A 16,541-nucleotide genomic window follows, 5' to 3' on the forward strand; every position below is an offset into this window, starting at 1 on the left:
CGATCACATTCGGGCTTACCGCACCCGCCTAAGCGGCCCGCTGTTCGTCCTGGCGTTCCGGCAGCGGGACCTGGGGGCCGTCCGACTCGTCCAGCCACCGGCGCAGGACGCGGTGGACGTGTTCGGCGCCGACGAGTTCCTCCTCGCCGTCGACCGGTGCGGAGAGGGCCACCGGCGACAGCAGGAACGGCCGCCCCTGCGCGCCGCCGAGGCCGCCGTGCGAGCCGATCTGCTCCTCGAACGCGAGCACCTCGCCCTCGCCCGGGTCGTACCAGGAGTTGACCATGATGTCGGCGGTGTGCGCGAAGCCGTGCGTGCGGCGTACGGCGTCGGCGGCACCCGGCCCGAAAGCGGCCAACGGGCCCGGATTCCCGTCCAGTTGATCGACCGGGATCTCGGTGCCGAACGGCCCGAGCACCACCCCGCCGTGCTCCTCGCTGCGCACGAGGAGGAAGCCGATGCCGGGATGGTTGGCGAGCGTCGTCAGCAGCGCCGGGTGGCGGGCGTCGATCTCCTCCTTGCTCATCCGGTGCGGCACGTCAGGGAAGGAGACCAGCCCGAGGTTCCCGGACGCCAGCACGAGCGGCTCCGAGCTGCGCCGCGCGGGGCGGTGCTGCTCGCGGCCCTCCTCGACCGGCCGGCGCAGGGCGGCGCGGACGGCCGCGCGGGCCTCGGCCCCGCTGTGGGTGCGCTGCGCCTTGCGCGGCACGGGCAGTCCGCAGCCGGCCCGCACCAGGTCGCCGAGGGTGAGGCCGTAGCGGGTCCGGAAGGTCTCGCCGGGGCTCTGGCCGTGGTCGGACAGGACGACGATCCGGTACGGACGCGGGGCGTGTTCGGCGACGTTCTCGATCAACGCCAGGGACCGGTCGAGGCGTTCGAGGACCTTCTCGGCGTCCCGGCTCATCGGCCCGGAGTGGTGGGCGACCTCGTCGTAGGCGACCAGGTCGGCGTAGACGGCGGTGCGTCCGGCGAGCATGTCGCCCATCACCGCGGCGACCACGACGTCCCGTTCGACGACGGTCGCGAAGGCGCGGATGAAGGGGTAGAGCCCGCCGCGTCTCACGCGCGGGCGGACCCGGTGGACGCGGCCCCGGGTCGACTGCCCGATCTCCCGCCCGACTTCCGCGACGAACGACAGCGCGGTGCGCACGGCGTTGGCCGGGTCGGAGAAGTACGCGAAGTAGCCCGCCCGGGACCGGGTCTCGCGGCTGCGGCGACGGGTGGCGATGGACAGCACGAGCGCCTGCTCGTCGGCGCCGCCGCTGAAGAGGTTCCCGCGGCTGGCCCCGTCGAGGCTGAGGAGCCCGCCGTCACCGGTGCGTTCGACCGCCCGGCGCTGGAGCTCGGCGGCGCTGGTGGGGCGGTTGCAGACCATCACCTCCCTGCTGTCCTTCTCGTACCAGCGGAAGGCCGGCACGTCCTCGTTGCTCCCGTGCAGGATGCCGAGCTGGCTGGCGCCGGTCTGGCTGGACCAGTCGGTGCGCCACGGGGTGAGCCGGTGGGAGCCGGTGTCCAGCCAGCGGGCGAGGGTCGGCATGACGCCCGTACCGACGGCGAACCGCAGGACGTCGTACCCGACGCCGTCCAGCTGGAGGAAGACCACCCCAGGGGCGGACGGCGCGGCCGGGCCGCCTCTGCGGCGGCGGTCGGCGAGCCGGTACAGGCGGCGCCGGTAGGCGTCGTCGTCCCGCACGGCCAGGGCGGCGCCGGTCGCGGAGGCGACCGCCGACATCACAGCGGCGACCACCACCGCGGTCTCCCACGCGGCCGCGCCCCGCTCGGTCGGGTTCAGCCGCAGCGCCAGCAGGAGCAGGAAGCCGTTGAGGACGAAGACGAGCAGCCCGAGCACCAGGGCGGGCACGAGCAGCAGAAGGCGTACGAGGAGCGGCCAGACCAGCGCCGACAGGACACCGAAGGCACCCGCGCCGAGGGCCGCGGTGACGGCGATGTCGGTGGCGCTGTCGCCGTCCGCGGACCTGAGCTGGAAGTCCGGCAGGATGCCGGCGAGGACGAGCATGGTGATCGTGGAGACCGCCCACACCGCGACACTCCGCCCCGCCTGACTGGCGACCCGCCGCCAACGCCCGCCTCGCACGCCCCGCACACCTCACGTCCCCGGCCCGTCGTCGGTGCGGGCCTGTACCCACCCTGTCACAACGGACGGAGGTTCCCCGGAGTCTCCCCGGGGCGGGCCGGTGACCGTCCCGCGGGCAGCCGGGCGGCGACCACCGGCCGTCCCGCCGGGAGCCGCGGCGGCTACCGGCCGTCGTACCCGGCCGTCGGCATCGACAGCCGGCGGTGGATGCTGGCCTTCATCTGGGCGTCGTACGACGGTTCCGCCGACCCCACCGTCTCCACGCGCACCCCGCGGCGGGCGCACTCGGCGAGGAACTCCTCGGTGGAGGAAAGGGCGCTGTCCAGGACCCGGCGGCTGGGCGCGACGAAGAGGTCGGTCTCCGGGCGGACGCCGTCCCAGAGCACGCAGTGGTCGGGGCGCAGGCCGCGCACGAGGAGTTCCCGGCTGACGGTGTAGCCGCGCTCGGCGGCCCAGCGGGCGCACATGGCGTGCTGGCTGCGGGAGTCCACCAGGAAGGGGTCGGCCTCCAGCTCCTCCAGCGGCGTCAGACTCGCGATCGCCGTGACGCGGACCGGTCCCATGGCGTCCCCCTCACCTCCGGGTTTCGCCGCCGACCCTACTCCTGCCCGTAGGCTTCGGGGAGTCGCGCGAAGGAGGCAAAGAGGTGCCGGTGGAGATCACCTGGTGGGGGCACGCCACCTGCACGCTCCAGGACTCGGACGTCCGTGTGCTCACCGATCCCCTGTTCGCCCGCCGGCTGGCCCATCTGCGCCGCCGTCGGGGCGCGGTGCCGCCGCCCGGCGCCTGGCGCGCGGACGTGGCGCTCGTCTCCCATCTGCACTCCGATCATCTGCACATTCCGTCGTTGCAGCGGCTGTCCCCGGGCACGCGCCTGCTCGTGCCCCGGGGCGCACCCCGTGCGGTGCCCGGGCTCCGCCGGCTCGCCCACCTCCAGGTCACCGAGGTGGCGCCGGGCGACGAGACGGTGATCGGGGACGTGGTCGTCCGGACGGTCCCGGCCCGGCACGACGGGCGGCGGCTGCCCGTGGGCCCGCATCGCTCCCCCGCGCTCGGCTACGTCGTCGAGGGCGAGGCGCGCACCTACTTCGCCGGGGACACCGGCCTGTTCGACGACATGGCGAAGGAGGTCGGGCCGGTCGACGTGGCGCTGCTGCCGGTGGGCGGCTGGGGGCCGTACCTCGGTGAGGGGCACCTGGACCCGGGGCGCGCCGCGGAGGCGCTGGCCCGGCTGGACCCGGCCAGCGCGGTGCCGGTGCACTACGGCACGTACTGGCCGATCGGGATGGACGCCGTGCGCCCCCATGAATTCCATGCCCCCGGCGCCGAGTTCGTGCGGCTCGCCGCCGCGCGTGCGCCCGGTGTGGCGGTGCATCTGCTGGAGCACGGGGAGAGCGTGCGCCCGGAGGTGGCCCGGTGACGGTGACGTGGCTGGCCGCGGCCGTCAGGACCGTGCCGCCCGAGTCGACGCAGCAGGCGCTCGGGTATCCGTCGCTGTTCCTGCTGGTGCTGATCGGCGCGCTGGTGCCGGTGGTGCCGACGGGGGCACTGGTGAGTTCGGCGGCCGTGGTGGCGTTCCATCAGACGGCGCCGTTCTCGATGGCGCTGGTGTTCGTGACGGCCTCGCTGGCGGCGTTCCTCGGGGACATGGCGCTGTACTGGCTGGGGCGGCGCGGGATGAAGTCGAAGAACGGGTCGCGGTGGCTGGAGGCGATCCGGTCCCGGGCGCCGGAGGACCGGCTGACGCAGGCGCAGGAGAAGCTGGCCGAGCACGGGGTGGCGGTGCTGGTGCTGTCCCGGATGGTGCCGGCGGGCCGGATTCCGGTCATGTTGGCGTGCCTGATGGCGAAGTGGCCGCTGCGAAGGTTCGCCCGGGGCAATCTGCCGGCGTGCCTGGCGTGGGCGGTGACGTACCAGTTGATCGGGATTCTGGGCGGGTCGCTGTTCGACGAGCCCTGGGAAGGTGTGGTGGCGGCGATCGTGCTGACGGTCGCGGTCAGCGCGGCGCCGAGTGTGTGGCGCCGGGTGCGCAGGACCGCCAGGGCCTAGGTTCTGTGTGCGCCAGCCGTGACGAGGAGTTCCGCGGTCGCCGGGTGCGGGCCGTGGTTCGCCCACTCCAGCGGTGACCAGCCGGTCCCGTGGTCCTCACGGAGGTTCGGATCGGCGCCGTGCGCCAGCAGTTCGCGTACGGTCTCGAGGTGGCCCCAGCAGGCGGCCGCGCACAGCGGCGTCCCCTGCGAGCCGTCGCCCGCACTCTCCGTGTCGGGGGCGGCCCCGGCGCGCAGCAGCACGCGCGCGACCTCGGCCTCCCCCTGCACGGACGCCAGATAGAGCGGGGTGGCGCCGTCGTCGTACGGTCGCTCCGCCTGCGCTCCTCGCTTCAGCAGCGCCCGCACACGGACGGCGTCCCCCGCCAGGGTCGCCTCGAAGAGCTGACGGGAGAACTTCTTGTGCTGTCGCCGTTTCATGGCGGGCGAGGCTAGCGATCACAAGGACCGCGCGGCCACCGAAATTCGGCTCAGGCTCGCTCCAGCACCCGTGAGCCGCCCACCGGCAGGTCCCACAGGTCCTCCCGCGCGAGTCCCGCCTTCTCCCAGGCCGCCCGGACCCGCGTCAGCGGCTCCAGCACCGGCTCCGCGGACAGCACGAACGTGCCCCAGTGCATGGGGGCCATCCGTCGCGCCCCGAGATCCTGGGCCGCCCGCACCGCCTCCTCCGGGTCGCAGTGCACGTCGCTGAGCCACCAGCGGGGGTCGTAGGCACCGATGGGCAGCAGGGTCAGGTCGATGCCGGGGTAGCGGCGGCCGATGCGGGAGAACCAGTGGCCGTAGCCGGTGTCGCCGGCGAAGTGGACCCGCTGCCCGTCCGGGGCCGTGAGGACCCAGCCGCCCCACAGGCTGCGGCAGGTGTCGGTGAGGGTGCGCTTGGACCAGTGGTGGGCCGGGACGAAGTCGAAGCGGACGCCGTTCAGTTCGGCCGCCTCCCACCAGTCGAGCTCGGTGACCTGGGTGAACCGGCGGCGCCGGAACCAGCCGGCCAGCCCCGCGGGCACGAACACCGGGGTGTCGCGCGGGAGTCGGCGCAGCGTCGGGGCGTCCAGATGGTCGTAGTGGTTGTGGCTGATGACGACCGCGTCCACGCGCGGCAGCGCGCTCCAGGCGATGCCGACGGGGGTGATCCGCGCCGGGGTGCCGAGGATGCGACGGGACCAGACAGGGTCGGTCAGGACGGTCAGGCCGCCGATCCGGATGACCCAACTGGCGTGCCCCGCCCAGGAGACGGCGACGGTACGGGCGTCCACGCGGGGCAGCGGCGCGGGTTCGAACGGGAGCCTCGGGATGTCGGCGAGACCCTCCCGGCCGGGCCGCACGGAACCCTCGCGGGCGAACCGGGCCATGGCCTTGAGGCCGGGAAGCGGGGCGGTGAGCCGGTCGTGGAACGTACGCGGCCAGAACCGGCGCTCGCCGAGCGGGCGGGGTTCGGCGAGCGGCGGGAAGGGCGGTGCGAAGGAGGATGCGGCCGCCGGAGCGTCGGTTTCCGGGACGGTGGTGGCGGCCGTCGGAGCGTCGGGTTCCCGCACGGTCGTGCGGGAACCGGCTGCGCTCGAACCGGCCGTACTCGTGGACTGCTGCGTCATCGAGGAGGCTCCCATCGCTGAGCGTCGTCGCGGAGATCGTCGAAGACCGACTTCAAAGTGATCAACGCACGGTGCACGTGTGGCAGTTCCAACGGTGTGGTCGAACTGAGGCATTCCTCGAGTTCCCCGTCCGTCCCGGCGAGCAACGCCCCGGTCGACAGCCGCACCCGCAGCGCCCCCAGGTCGTCGCCGAAGCGATGGCCACCGGGGGCCGGCATCCCGAGCCGGGCGGTGAGGAACTCCTCCAGGTCCTGGGCGTCACCGACGCCGTGCGCGCCGAGCGCGGAGCGCAGCGGGCCGAGGTCGACGTAGAGGTGGCGGCCGGCCTGCGGGGGCCGGGCCAGGGCGCCGACCGAGACGACGGCGGTGTATGCGGCGGCGGCCACGCGCGCGTGCAGGCGTACGGCGGCGGCGACGCGGTCGGTCACCGGCTCCGGTTCCGGCAGCGCGTAGCAGGCCGCGGCGGCCACCGGGGCGGCCACCCGGGCGCCGAGGGCGGTGAGCACGTCGAGCACGCGCGCGTGGAGGCCGTCTCCGGCGTCCCCTTCGGGGAAGCGGGCGATCGCGGCGGGCCAGCCCGGCGGCAGCAGCGCGCCGGCGAGGTCGGTGACGACGGTGACCCGGTCGGGCAGCATCTCGGCGGGGCTCAGCCACATGGTGTCGTGCGGTGCGTGCACGGTGTCGCGCCAGGTCTCGTCACTGATCAGGTGCAGGCCCTCGTCCGCGGCGGCCTCCACGGCCTCGTGCAGCACCTCGGGCGGCGCCACGGTGGCGGTGGGGTCGTCGGCCACGGACAGCACGAGCAGCCGCGGGTCACCGCCCTCGTCGCGGACCCGGCGCACGGTCTCCAGCAGGGCGTACGGGTCCGGGACACCGCCGCACTCCGCCGGTGTCGCCACATGGAAGACGGGCCTGCCCAACAGGCGTGCGTACGGCGCCCACCAGGCCGCGCAGGGCCGGGGTACCAGGACGTCGCCGCCGAGGGCCGCGGTCAGCGCGAGCAGCAGGGACGGGGCGCCGGGGGCCGCCACGACACGCTCGGGCCCGGCGGACAGTCCCCGCCGGGCCCAGTAGCCGCACGCCGCGTCCAGCAGCCCGGAACCGCCCCCGACGGGTTCGCTGCCGCCCCGCGCCGCCGCCGCGGCGAGCACGGCCGACAGCTCGGGCAGCACGGGCAGCCCGTCGTCCGGCAACGGCGGGCCGTAGCGGACCGGGCCGTGGCCTTCGGGGTCCGTGCGCCGCATCCGTACCTCCGGGTGAGCCGCTGTGTCGCGGGGCCGTGGGCTGGGTCCTGTCCTTCCGGCGGGGGCGACGGGGGCGTGCGCCGCCACGCTTCGCGTACCCAGGGTGGCGCACGCCGATGTGGTCCCGCTCGAGTTGCGCCGGTCACACCGACCCCGGGAACCGCCTCACGCCTCCCCGCGGGGCGCCCTGCGGCGCAGCCGGTACACGGCACCCCCGAGGGCGCCCGCGATGAGCACACCGCCCGCGACCAGCGCCGGCACGGAGTCGGTGAAGGTCCCGCCGGTGCCGGCGTGCACGCCCCGCTGGACCGGTGCGCTGGTACTGGCGCACGGCTCGGCCCGCGGCTCGGTGCAGCCGTGTCCGGTGCCGCCGCCGTCGGTCACGTCGAACGTCGCGCTCCACGGCCTGCCCTGCGCCCCGGCCGCCGCCGGGCACGTCCCGTCCACGGTCCACGCCGAGTCGTCGCCGTAGTCGTCCGCGGGCGCGATCCGCGCGGTCCCCCGATAGGCGGGCCCGGCAGCGGCATCGTCGTTCCCGGGCACGCGCTGGAGCTGCACGGCCTCTTCGCCGAAGGCCTGGGAAGTGGCCTCGATGGTGGCGGGCGCGGTACCGCCGACCGGGTCGCAGGAGACCGAGACGGTGACGGTGCCTTCGGGCTCGACACTGGCGGGACTGACCTCGGCGGCCGGGTCCGCGAGCGCGACGGGCACGACACCGCCGAGAGCGGCACCCGCCACAACGAGGACGGACAGGGCACGCACGGTGCGGCGCATGAGGGGGGCTCCTTAGACCGCGGACAGATCACTGCGTCCATCACAGCCCGCCCACGCGCAGGACGCGCGCGCCAGAGCCCCATTAGCGGGACAGATAGACGCCGACCGGGTGAAACCCGCACCCGGCACGACATCCGCACCCCTACGGTCTACGTCCCGTCCTTCAACACCTGCTCCCGAACCAACCCACAACACCGGCTGATCAGCCGGGACACATGCATCTGCGAGATCCCCAGCTGCTCGGCGATCCGACTCTGGGTCATGTCCCCGAAGAACCGCATGTACAAGATCGCCCGTTCCCGCTCGGGCAGCGCGGCGAGCCGCGGTGCGACCGACTCCCGGTCCACCACCGTCTCCAGCGCGGGGTCCGGCGATCCCAGCGCGTCGCTCAGCGAGTACCCGTCCTCGCTGCCGGGCAGCTCCGCGTCCAGCGACAGCGCGGTGAAGCTCTCCAGCGCCTCCAGTCCGGTCAGCACGTCCTCCTCGCTCATCCGCGCGTGCTCGGCGATCTCCGCGACGGTGGGCCGGCGGCCGGGGATGGTCTGGGAGAGGTCCTGGCTCGCGAACCGCACCCGGTTCCGCAGTTCCTGCACCCGGCGTGGCACGTGCAGCGTCCACATGTGGTCGCGGAAGTGGCGCTTTATCTCGCCGGTGATGGTGGGCACGGCGTAGCTCTCGAAGGCGTTGCCGCGCTCGGGGTCGTAGCGGTCGACGGCCTTGACCAGGCCGAGGGCCGCGACCTGGCGCAGGTCGTCGAAGCTCTCGCCGCGGCTGCGGAACCGTCCCGCGAGCCGGTCGGCCATGGGCAGCCAGGCCTCGATGATCTCGCCGCGCAGGGTCTCGCGCTCGGGGCCGTCGGGCAGTCCGGCCAGTCGGCGGAAGGCGTCCGCGGTGTCGGGGGCGTCGTCATGCGGGTGATGCTTCGCGCTCGTACGCATGGCCATGATGCGTAGCAACTCCCTTGGTGGTGAGCCGGGTTGCGCGGTCACCGCGGGAGGCCGCCCCGGACAGGCACAGCCGTGGCGGCGCGAGGGCCGCTCCCACGGACGTGCCTCCTGTCCGAAGCACTGACAGTGCGCCTGCCCCCGGCCCTCGCCCGCAAACCGGGGCGCAGGTTTTCCCGGGGCCCCTGGGGTGACTCGGAAGGCGCTGCCTGTGCATTTCCGACGTCCGGGAGGTTTTCTCCATGAGCACCAAGGTCTCCGACCACATCCTCGAGCGGTTGCGCGAATGGGGTGTGGAGCATGTGTTCGGCTATCCCGGCGACGGCATCAACGGCCTGCTCGCCGCGTGGGGCCGGGCCGAGAACCAGCCGCGGTTCGTGCAGTCGCGGCACGAGGAGATGTCGGCGTTCGAGGCCGTCGGTTACGCGAAGTTCAGTGGTCGCGTCGGAGTGTGCGCGGCGACGTCGGGGCCCGGTGCGATCCATCTCCTCAACGGCCTGTACGACGCGAAGCTGGACCATGTGCCGGTGCTGGCGATCGTCGGCCAGACGCACCGCACCGCGATGGGCGGCTCGTACCAGCAGGAGGTCGACCTGCACACGCTGTTCAAGGACGTCGCCTCGGAGTTCGTGGAGACGGTGACGGTCCCCGAGCAGCTGCCGAACGTGCTGGACCGGGCGCTGCGCACCGCGTACGCCCGCCGCTGCCCCACGGCGATCATCCTCCCGGGCGACGTCCAGGAGCTCGACTACTCGCCGCCCACGCACGAGTTCAAGATGGTCCCGTCCAGCCTGGACCGCAGTTCGTGGACGGCCGTGCCGTCCGAGGAGTCCCTGAACCGGGCCGCCGAGATCCTCAACTCCGGTGACAAGGTCGCCCTGTTGGTCGGCCAGGGCGCGGCCGCGGCGCGGGCGGAGGTGGAGCGGGTCGCCGAGCTGCTCGGCGCGGGCGTCGCCAAGGCGCTCCTCGGCAAGGACGTGCTGAGCGACGAACTCCCGTACGTCACCGGCTCGATCGGGCTGCTCGGCACGCGTCCGTCGTACGAGCTGATGCGGGACTGCGACACCCTGCTGACCATCGGATCGTCTTTCCCCTACACGCAGTTCATGCCGGAGTTCGGCAAGGCGCGCGGGGTGCAGATCGACATCGACCCGCACATGGTCGGGATGCGTTATCCGTACGAGGTGAATCTCGTCGGCGACGCGAAGGCGACGCTGGAGCGGCTGATCCCGCTGCTGAACCGCGAGGGGCGCGGGCGGCAGTGGTACGACACGGTGTGCGACAACGTGCGGCGCTGGCGTGAGGTGATGGGGCGGCGGGCTCAGCTGTCGGCCGACCCGATCAACCCGGAGTACGTGGCCGCGGCCCTGGACCCGCTGCTGCCCGGCAACGCGATCGTGTCCTCCGACTCGGGTTCGGCGGCCAACTGGTACGCCCGCCATCTGACGATGCGGCCCGGCATGCGTTCCTCGCTGTCCGGCACGCTGGCGACGATGGGGTGCGGGGTGCCGTACGCCATCGGCGCGAAGTTCGCGCATCCCGACCGTCCGGCGATCGCGCTGGTCGGGGACGGGGCGATGCAGATGAACGGTCTCGCGGAGCTGATCACGGCCGCCAAGTACAAGGACCTGTGGGAGGACCCGCGGCTGGTGATCGGGGTGTTCAACAACCACGATCTCAACCAGGTGACCTGGGAGATGCGGGCGATGGAGGGCGCCCCGTCCTTCCTGCCCTCGCAGGAGCTGCCGGACGTGCAGTACGCCGCGTTCGCCCGTTCGCTCGGGCTGACCGGCATCCGGGTGGAGAAGCCCGAGGACGTCGAGGCGGGCTGGCGTGCGGGCCTCGAGGCGGACGGGCCCGCGGTGATCGAGTTCCTCACCGACCCGGCCGTACCGCCGATCCCGCCGCACGCGACCTGGGAGCAGATGGAGGCGACGGCCGCGTCGATCCTCAAGGGTGACGCGGACCGCGGGTCGATGATCAAGCAGGGGCTCAAGGCGAAGGTGCAGGAGTTCCTGCCGGGCCGGGACAAGAAGTAGCAGGCCCTGCCCGAACCCGGGCCGGGACAAGAAGTAGCAGGCCCTGCCCGGACCCGGGCCCCCTAGCCGAACAGCGCCTGGATGTCCGGCTTCTTGTCGCCGAAGAGGCCGTCCTGTTCGCCGAGGGAGGCCAGCTTCTCCAGGGAGGCCGTGTCGACCTCGGCGGGCCAGGCGGGCAGGGTGAGCGTGTCCAGCAGGCCCGCGTCGATCTTGGTGTAGGCGGTGAGGATCTGCCGCGCCTCGTCCGGGTGCTGGGAGGCGTACTTCAGCGACTCGGCCATCGCCTCGGTGAACTTCTTCACCAACTCGGGGTTGCGCTGGGTGATCTGCGTGGAGGTGAAGTACGTCGCCACGGTCAGTTTCGGGTCGGTCTCGGCGAACGGGGACGCCACGCTACGGGCGCCCTGCTGTTCGGCGATGGACTTCGCCGGGTCGCCCATCCAGGCGGCGTCGACGCGTCCGCCGTCGAGGGCGGCGGGCATCTGGTCGAAGGGGAGCTCGACGAACTTCACCTTGTCGGGGTCGCCGCCCGCCTTGCGCACGGACTCCCTGACCGTCGTACTCCCGATGTTCTGAAGGGTGTTGACCGCGACGGTGTGTCCGGCCAGGTCCTTCGCCGACTTGATGGAGCTGTCCTTCTTGACGAGGACACCGGTGACGTCGGCGCCGACCTTGCCGTTGGAAGCGGCCCCGTTGACCACGGACTTGACCGGGACGCCCTTCGTCTGGGCGATCATCAGCGACGTGGTGTTGCTGAACCCGAACTGGAACTGCCCGCTCACCACGCCGGGGATGATCGCGGCGCCGCCCTGCGCGGTCACGGTCTTCAGCTCGATGCCGCGGTCGGCGAAGAAGCCCTTCTTCTGTCCGAGGTACAGGGGGGCCACGTCGATGATGGGAATGATGCCGACGGTCACCTGCGTGGTCTTGCCCCCGCCGGCCGGCGAGGCGGCGCCGCTGCCGGAGTCGGAGGACCCGCAGCCGGCGGCGCCGACGAGCATCGCCGCGGTGAGAAGTCCGAGTGTGCGCCGCCGTTGCATGGGCTCCCCCTGGAGACTCGGACGGTCGAACCACCAATGGTGCGCAGATTCTTGACGCCCGCAATCTACACGCCCACCTTGGCCGTGTCAGTCCCCTGGACCGAGGTGACCGAGCGGAGTTCAGCTCTCTTGCGGCTCCGTGAGCGGCACCAGCTCCCTCACCTCGTCCCGCTGCTCGGGCAGCAGCAGCTCCTCGTAACGGCCCAGTGCCAGCACCACGCCGAGCATGACGAACGGGATCAGCACAGCGAACATCGCCATGACGGTTCCTTCCCCGGGATCGCGTGGGGGGCGTTGGGGGGGCGCCCGGCGGGTCTCCCCGGAACCGGAGCACAAACCCCCGTGTCGGCGGCGCGTGCTCGGGTACGCGGTCGCCACCCCCGAACATCTGGAGGGAGAGTCATGCAGCGAGGCAGCGACCGACTCAGCCGCCACCGCGACGACGAGATGAAACACGAGCTCCAAGGGCTGCTCCGATCCGGGCACCCCACCCGCACCGAGGAATGGCACGACCCCGAGCCGACCGCCGACGACGATCCCCAGCTGGCCGGCGGCCCGGTGACACCGGGCGGCGCCTCTGTGGGCACGGTCCGCCAGGAGCTGGCCCGCCATCTGACCCGCAGCGCCTTCCCGGCACCCCCACGCCACCTGGCCGGCACCCTGCGCCGGGCCTACGCGCCGGACACGCTGGTGGAGGCCGTGGAGCAGCTCCCGTCGGAGCAGCGCTACGGCACCGTCCAGGAACTGGCCGAGGCGCTGGTGCGGGAGGAGACGTAGCACGCCACGAGACCTACGGGTCGGAACGGCCGCGGTGGCCCCGTGGGCCGGAAACGCCGGAAACGGAGGAAGGTCCCCAGTGATGGCTGAATTCGTGAGGGACGTCATGACGCCGGGGGTGGTCGCGGTCCGCCCCGACGCCTCGCTCGTCGAGGCGGCGCAGCTGATGCGGGCGCAGGACATCGGCGATGTCCTGGTGGCCGACGGCCAGGAGGTCGTCGGGATGCTCACCGACCGTGACATCACGGTACGGGCGGTCGCCGAGGGCGCCGATCCGCTGACGACGAGCGTCGGCTCGGTGTGCAGCGCCGAGCCGGTGCTGGTCGCCCCGCAGGACCCGGTGACGGCCGCGGCGGCGCTGATGCGGGCGCATGCCGTGCGCCGGCTGCCGGTCGTCGAGGACGGGCTGCCGGTCGGCATGGTGAGCCTGGGTGATCTGGCGGAGGCGGAGGCCCCCGACTCGATCCTGGCCGACATCAGCCGAGCCGACCCGGACAGCAGGCCGGGCACCTATGGCGGAGCCGAGCCCATGGGCGGCAACCCGCCCGGCTCCCGGCCCGCGGCACCCGGTCGGGGTGGCCTGTGAGCCGCGACCAGGTTGCGCAGGTCAGCGCCTACGGCAGCGCCGTGGACGTACGCGAGGCCACCACCCGGTATCTGCTCTACGGACTGCTGCCCAGCTGGTTCGTGCCCGGTCTCGCCGACTGGGCCATGCACCGTCGGACCCGTATCGAGGACACCGCGGGCACCAAGGAGTCCCTGATCCACTCGCTGATGATGGCCGAGGTCGGCATCCCGATCGCGGCCACCCTGCGCTACGAGGTCAACCCGGCACTGCTCGCCGTGCAGTTGGGCGGCGCCGCGGTGCACGAGGCCACCGCGCTGTGGGACGTACGGACCGCCGTGCGCAGCGAGCGCGAGGTCAGGCCCATCGAGCAGCACATCCACAGCTTCCTGGAGTCGCTGCCGTTCGGTGCGCTGGCCGCCCTGATGTGTCTGCACGCCGACCAGGTGAAGTCACTCCTGCGCGGCGGCCGGGGCGATCCGGACGCCTGGCGGCTGGTGCCGCGCCGCCCGCAGCTGTCCCGCGGCTACATCGCGGGCATCACGGCCGCGATCGGCGCCTGTGTGCTGCTGCCGTACGGAGAGGAACTGCTGCGCTGCCGGCGTGCGGCGAAGCGGAGCAAGAAGCGCGCGAAGAGCGACGAGGCTCACTGGCGTGCCGCAAAGGGACGTTGAGGCACCGCTCACAGGACGTGCCGCGAACAGCCGTTGAGGCATCGCTGAGACGGCGTGTCACGAAAGGACGTGGAGACATCATGCGCATCGCATTCCTGACCGCACCCGAAGGCGTCGAGCAGATCGAGCTCACCGACCCGTGGCAGGCCGCCGTGGATGCCGGGCACGAACCCGTGCTGGTGTCGACCAAGTCCGGGGAGATCCAGGCGTTCGAGCACCTCGACAAGGCGGACACCTTCCCCGTGCAGGAGGTCGTGGGCGAGACGTCCGCGGACTCCTTCGGCGGCCTGGTGCTGCCCGGCGGGGTCGCCAACCCGGACTTCCTGCGGACCGACGAGAAGGCGGTCGGTTTCGTACGGGACTTCTTCGACCAGGGCCGCCCCGTCGCGGCGATCTGCCACGCCCCGTGGACGCTGGTGGAGGCGGACGTGGTCCGGGGCCGGGTGCTGACCTCGTGGCCGAGTCTGCAAACCGACATCCGCAACGCGGGCGGCAGCTGGGTCGACGAACAGGTCAAGGTCTGCGATCACGGCCCGAACAAGCTGGTCACCAGCCGCAAGCCGGACGACCTGAAGGCGTTCTGCGAGACGTTCCTGGACGTCTTCGCGAAGGAGGCCGCCTGATGACGGACCGCAAGCAGCAGCAGCGCGACGGCTTCCGGGCGGACGACCCCACGGCCGGCCCGCTCACCACCGACCAGGGCGTGGAGGTCGACCACACCGACGACTCCCTCGCGGCCGGGGAGCGCGGCCCGACCCTGATGGAGGACTTCCACTTCCGGGAGAAGCTCACCCGCTTCGACCACGAGCGGATCCCGGAGCGGGTGGTGCACGCGCGGGGCGCGGGCGCCTACGGATACTTCGAACCGTACGAGTCCTGCGCGGAGTTCACCCGCGCGGCCTTCCTCCAGGACCCGGCCGTGCGCACCCCCGTCTTCGTGCGGTTCTCGACCGTGCAGGGCCCGAAGGGCTCCGCGGACACCGTGCGGGACGTGCGCGGCTTCGCCACCAAGTTCTATACGTCCGAAGGCAATTACGACCTGGTCGGCAACAACTTCCCGGTCTTCTTCATCCAGGACGGCATCAAGTTCCCCGACTTCGTGCACGCGGTGAAGCCGGAGCCGCACAACGACATCCCGACCGGCGCCTCGGCCCACGACACCCTGTGGGACTTCGTGTCGCTCCAGCCGGAGACGCTGCACGCGATCATGTGGCTGATGTCGGACCGGGCGATCCCGCGCAGCTACCGCATGATGCAGGGCTTCGGCGTGCACACCTTCCGGTTCGTGAACGCGGAGGGGCGCGGCACGTTCGTGAAGTTCCACTGGAAGCCGAAGCTCGGCGTGCACTCGCTGGTGTGGGACGAGGCGCAGGAGTGCCAGGGCCGCAACCCGGACTTCAACCGGGGCGACCTGTGGGACGCGATCGAGGCCGGCGAGTACCCGGAGTGGGAGCTCGGTGTCCAACTCGTGCCGGAGGAGGACGAGTTCGCCTTCGACTTCGACCTGCTGGACGCCACGAAGCTCATCCCGGAGGAGCAGGTGCCGGTGCGGCCGATCGGCCGGATGGTGCTGGACCGCAACCCGGAGAACTTCTTCGCCGAGACCGAGCAGGTCGCCTTCCACACGGCCAACGTCGTGCCCGGCATCGACTTCACCAACGACCCGCTGCTCCAGGCCCGCAACTTCTCCTACCTGGACACCCAGTTGATCCGGCTCGGCGGCCCCAACTTCGCCCAGCTGCCGGTGAACCGGCCGGTGGCACCGGTGCGGACGAACCAGCGGGACGGGTACGGGCAGAGCAGGATCCACAGCGGTACGAACTACTTCCCGAACTCCCTCGGCGGCGGCTGCCCGGCCCACGCGGGCGCCGACGGCCACGCCTACACGCACTACGCGGAGCGCGTGGACGGCGCCAAGATCCGCCGTCGCAGCCCGAGTTTCCAGGACCACTACAGCCAGCCGGCGATGTTCTGGCACAGCATGGCGCCCTGGGAGCGGCAGCACATCGTGGACGCCTTCCGCTTCGAGCTCGGCAAGGTCGACGCGATGAGTGTGCGGACCCGTACCGTCGAGCAACTCGCGCATGTGAACGGCGAGTTGGCGGCCGCAGTGGCCCAGGGCATCGGCGTTCCGGAACCGGCCCCCGCCGAGGCGGCCCCGAACAAGGTGCTCTCCCCCGCGCTGAGCCTGGAGTCACTGCGCGGCGACGGCTCGATCCGCACCCGGAAGATCGCGGTGCTGGTGGCCGACGGCGTCGACGGCGAGCAGGTGACGTCGGTGAAGGAGGCGCTGACCGCGGAGGGCGCGATCGTCGAGGCGCTGGCTCCGCGGGACGGCACGGTCACGGGCGCCGACGGCGAGCCGTTCACGGTGGACCGCGCGCTGCCGACCGTCGCCTCCGTGCTGTACGACGCCGTCGTGCTGCCCGGCGGTCCGGTGGGTACCCCGCCGACCGTCTCCGACCAGGACGTGATGCGCTTCGTACGGGACGCCTACCGGCACGGCAAGCCGGTGGGCGCGCTCGGCTCGGGGGTCGGGGTGGTGACGGCCCTGGAGCCGGAGGGGGTGCAGCTGTCCGCGGAGTTCCACCAGGTGGTCGCCGACCAGGGCGTGGTCACGGACACCTCCCCCGGCCCGGCCGGCGAGGAGTTCCTGCGGGCCTTCACCGCCGCGGTGGCGTCCCACCGCCACTGGGACCGCCCCCCGGCCCACCACTAGGCCCCACCCGACGGCCCGGGTCGCCGGCGGTGT

At 72.6% G+C, this 16,541-nt stretch carries 17 protein-coding genes; 8 read left to right on the forward strand and 9 right to left on the reverse strand.

The window, feature by feature from the left end:
- Positions 1–28: 28 nt before the first annotated feature.
- Together ACFUO4_RS07560 and ACFUO4_RS07565 are read right to left on the reverse strand one after the other, a co-directional pair.
- Positions 29–2,104, reverse strand: coding sequence for a phage holin family protein (locus ACFUO4_RS07560; protein WP_383480824.1), 2,076 nt, complete (start codon positions 2,102–2,104; stop codon positions 29–31).
- 152 nt (positions 2,105–2,256) lie between these two features.
- Positions 2,257–2,658, reverse strand: a complete 402-nt coding sequence (locus ACFUO4_RS07565) for a hypothetical protein (RefSeq protein ID WP_059195269.1) — start codon at positions 2,656–2,658, stop codon at positions 2,257–2,259.
- Positions 2,659–2,741: 83 nt separating this feature from the next.
- On the opposite strand from ACFUO4_RS07565, the gene ACFUO4_RS07570 reads away from it, so the two are divergent.
- The gene (locus tag ACFUO4_RS07570) at positions 2,742–3,515 is read left to right on the forward strand and encodes an MBL fold metallo-hydrolase (RefSeq protein WP_383480827.1); all 774 of its coding nucleotides are present in this window, start codon (positions 2,742–2,744) and stop codon (positions 3,513–3,515) included.
- A gap of 2 nt (positions 3,516–3,517) precedes the next feature.
- Positions 3,518–4,144 (forward strand): DedA family protein, encoded by a 627-nt coding sequence (locus tag ACFUO4_RS07575; protein WP_079308555.1) that lies wholly within the window; start codon positions 3,518–3,520, stop codon positions 4,142–4,144.
- Here the strand turns inward: ACFUO4_RS07575 and ACFUO4_RS07580 are convergent.
- The 5 genes from ACFUO4_RS07580 to ACFUO4_RS07600 form a co-directional block, all read right to left on the reverse strand.
- Positions 4,141–4,563: an ankyrin repeat domain-containing protein gene (locus ACFUO4_RS07580; RefSeq protein WP_383480830.1), complete on the reverse strand. Its 423-nt coding sequence runs from the start codon at positions 4,561–4,563 to the stop codon at positions 4,141–4,143. The two genes, ACFUO4_RS07575 and ACFUO4_RS07580, sit on opposite strands and share 4 nt — an antisense overlap.
- Positions 4,564–4,613: 50 nt before the next feature.
- Positions 4,614–5,732: an MBL fold metallo-hydrolase gene (locus ACFUO4_RS07585; RefSeq protein WP_383480833.1), complete on the reverse strand. Its 1,119-nt coding sequence runs from the start codon at positions 5,730–5,732 to the stop codon at positions 4,614–4,616.
- Positions 5,729–6,976 carry an aminotransferase class I/II-fold pyridoxal phosphate-dependent enzyme gene (locus tag ACFUO4_RS07590; RefSeq protein WP_383480836.1) on the reverse strand — a complete coding sequence of 416 codons (1,248 nt, stop codon included), beginning with the start codon at positions 6,974–6,976 and terminating at the stop codon, positions 5,729–5,731. The genes ACFUO4_RS07585 and ACFUO4_RS07590 overlap by 4 nt, the downstream gene beginning before the upstream one ends.
- Positions 6,977–7,141: 165 nt before the next feature.
- Complete coding sequence (locus ACFUO4_RS07595) at positions 7,142–7,750, reverse strand: hypothetical protein (protein ID WP_383480839.1); 609 nt, start codon at positions 7,748–7,750, stop codon at positions 7,142–7,144.
- A gap of 149 nt (positions 7,751–7,899) precedes the next feature.
- Positions 7,900–8,694: an RNA polymerase sigma factor SigF gene (locus ACFUO4_RS07600; RefSeq protein WP_383480842.1), complete on the reverse strand. Its 795-nt coding sequence runs from the start codon at positions 8,692–8,694 to the stop codon at positions 7,900–7,902.
- A 242-nt stretch (positions 8,695–8,936) separates the two neighbouring features.
- On the opposite strand from ACFUO4_RS07600, the gene ACFUO4_RS07605 reads away from it, so the two are divergent.
- Positions 8,937–10,733: a thiamine pyrophosphate-requiring protein gene (locus ACFUO4_RS07605; protein ID WP_383480845.1), complete on the forward strand. Its 1,797-nt coding sequence runs from the start codon at positions 8,937–8,939 to the stop codon at positions 10,731–10,733.
- A gap of 62 nt (positions 10,734–10,795) precedes the next feature.
- Here the strand turns inward: ACFUO4_RS07605 and ACFUO4_RS07610 are convergent, their stop codons facing one another.
- Both ACFUO4_RS07610 and ACFUO4_RS07615 read right to left on the reverse strand, forming a co-directional pair.
- The gene (locus tag ACFUO4_RS07610) at positions 10,796–11,773 is read right to left on the reverse strand and encodes an ABC transporter substrate-binding protein (protein WP_383480848.1); all 978 of its coding nucleotides are present in this window, start codon (positions 11,771–11,773) and stop codon (positions 10,796–10,798) included.
- 120 nt (positions 11,774–11,893) lie between these two features.
- The gene (locus tag ACFUO4_RS07615) at positions 11,894–12,034 is read right to left on the reverse strand and encodes a hypothetical protein (protein WP_383480851.1); all 141 of its coding nucleotides are present in this window, start codon (positions 12,032–12,034) and stop codon (positions 11,894–11,896) included.
- A gap of 141 nt (positions 12,035–12,175) precedes the next feature.
- Between ACFUO4_RS07615 and ACFUO4_RS07620 the strand changes: the two genes are divergently transcribed.
- The 5 genes from ACFUO4_RS07620 to ACFUO4_RS07640 all read left to right on the forward strand — a co-directional run bounded on the left by ACFUO4_RS07620 (position 12,176) and on the right by ACFUO4_RS07640 (position 16,508).
- Entirely contained in the window at positions 12,176–12,550 is a 375-nt protein-coding gene (locus ACFUO4_RS07620; RefSeq protein WP_079308535.1) for a DUF2795 domain-containing protein, read from the forward strand.
- 82 nt (positions 12,551–12,632) lie between these two features.
- Entirely contained in the window at positions 12,633–13,136 is a 504-nt protein-coding gene (locus ACFUO4_RS07625; RefSeq protein WP_079308534.1) for a CBS domain-containing protein, read from the forward strand.
- Complete coding sequence (locus ACFUO4_RS07630) at positions 13,133–13,789, forward strand: diguanylate cyclase (RefSeq protein ID WP_383480856.1); 657 nt, start codon at positions 13,133–13,135, stop codon at positions 13,787–13,789. The genes ACFUO4_RS07625 and ACFUO4_RS07630 overlap by 4 nt, the downstream gene beginning before the upstream one ends.
- Before the next feature lie 80 nt (positions 13,790–13,869).
- Positions 13,870–14,412, forward strand: coding sequence for a type 1 glutamine amidotransferase domain-containing protein (locus ACFUO4_RS07635; protein WP_383480859.1), 543 nt, complete (start codon positions 13,870–13,872; stop codon positions 14,410–14,412).
- Entirely contained in the window at positions 14,412–16,508 is a 2,097-nt protein-coding gene (locus ACFUO4_RS07640; protein WP_383480862.1) for a catalase, read from the forward strand. Before ACFUO4_RS07635 ends, ACFUO4_RS07640 begins: the two co-directional genes overlap by 1 nt.
- Positions 16,509–16,541: the final 33 nt, after the last annotated feature.

The sequence above is a fragment of the Streptomyces sp. NPDC057280 genome, assembly GCF_042668605.1.
In the GTDB taxonomy this organism is placed as follows: domain Bacteria; phylum Actinomycetota; class Actinomycetes; order Streptomycetales; family Streptomycetaceae; genus Streptomyces.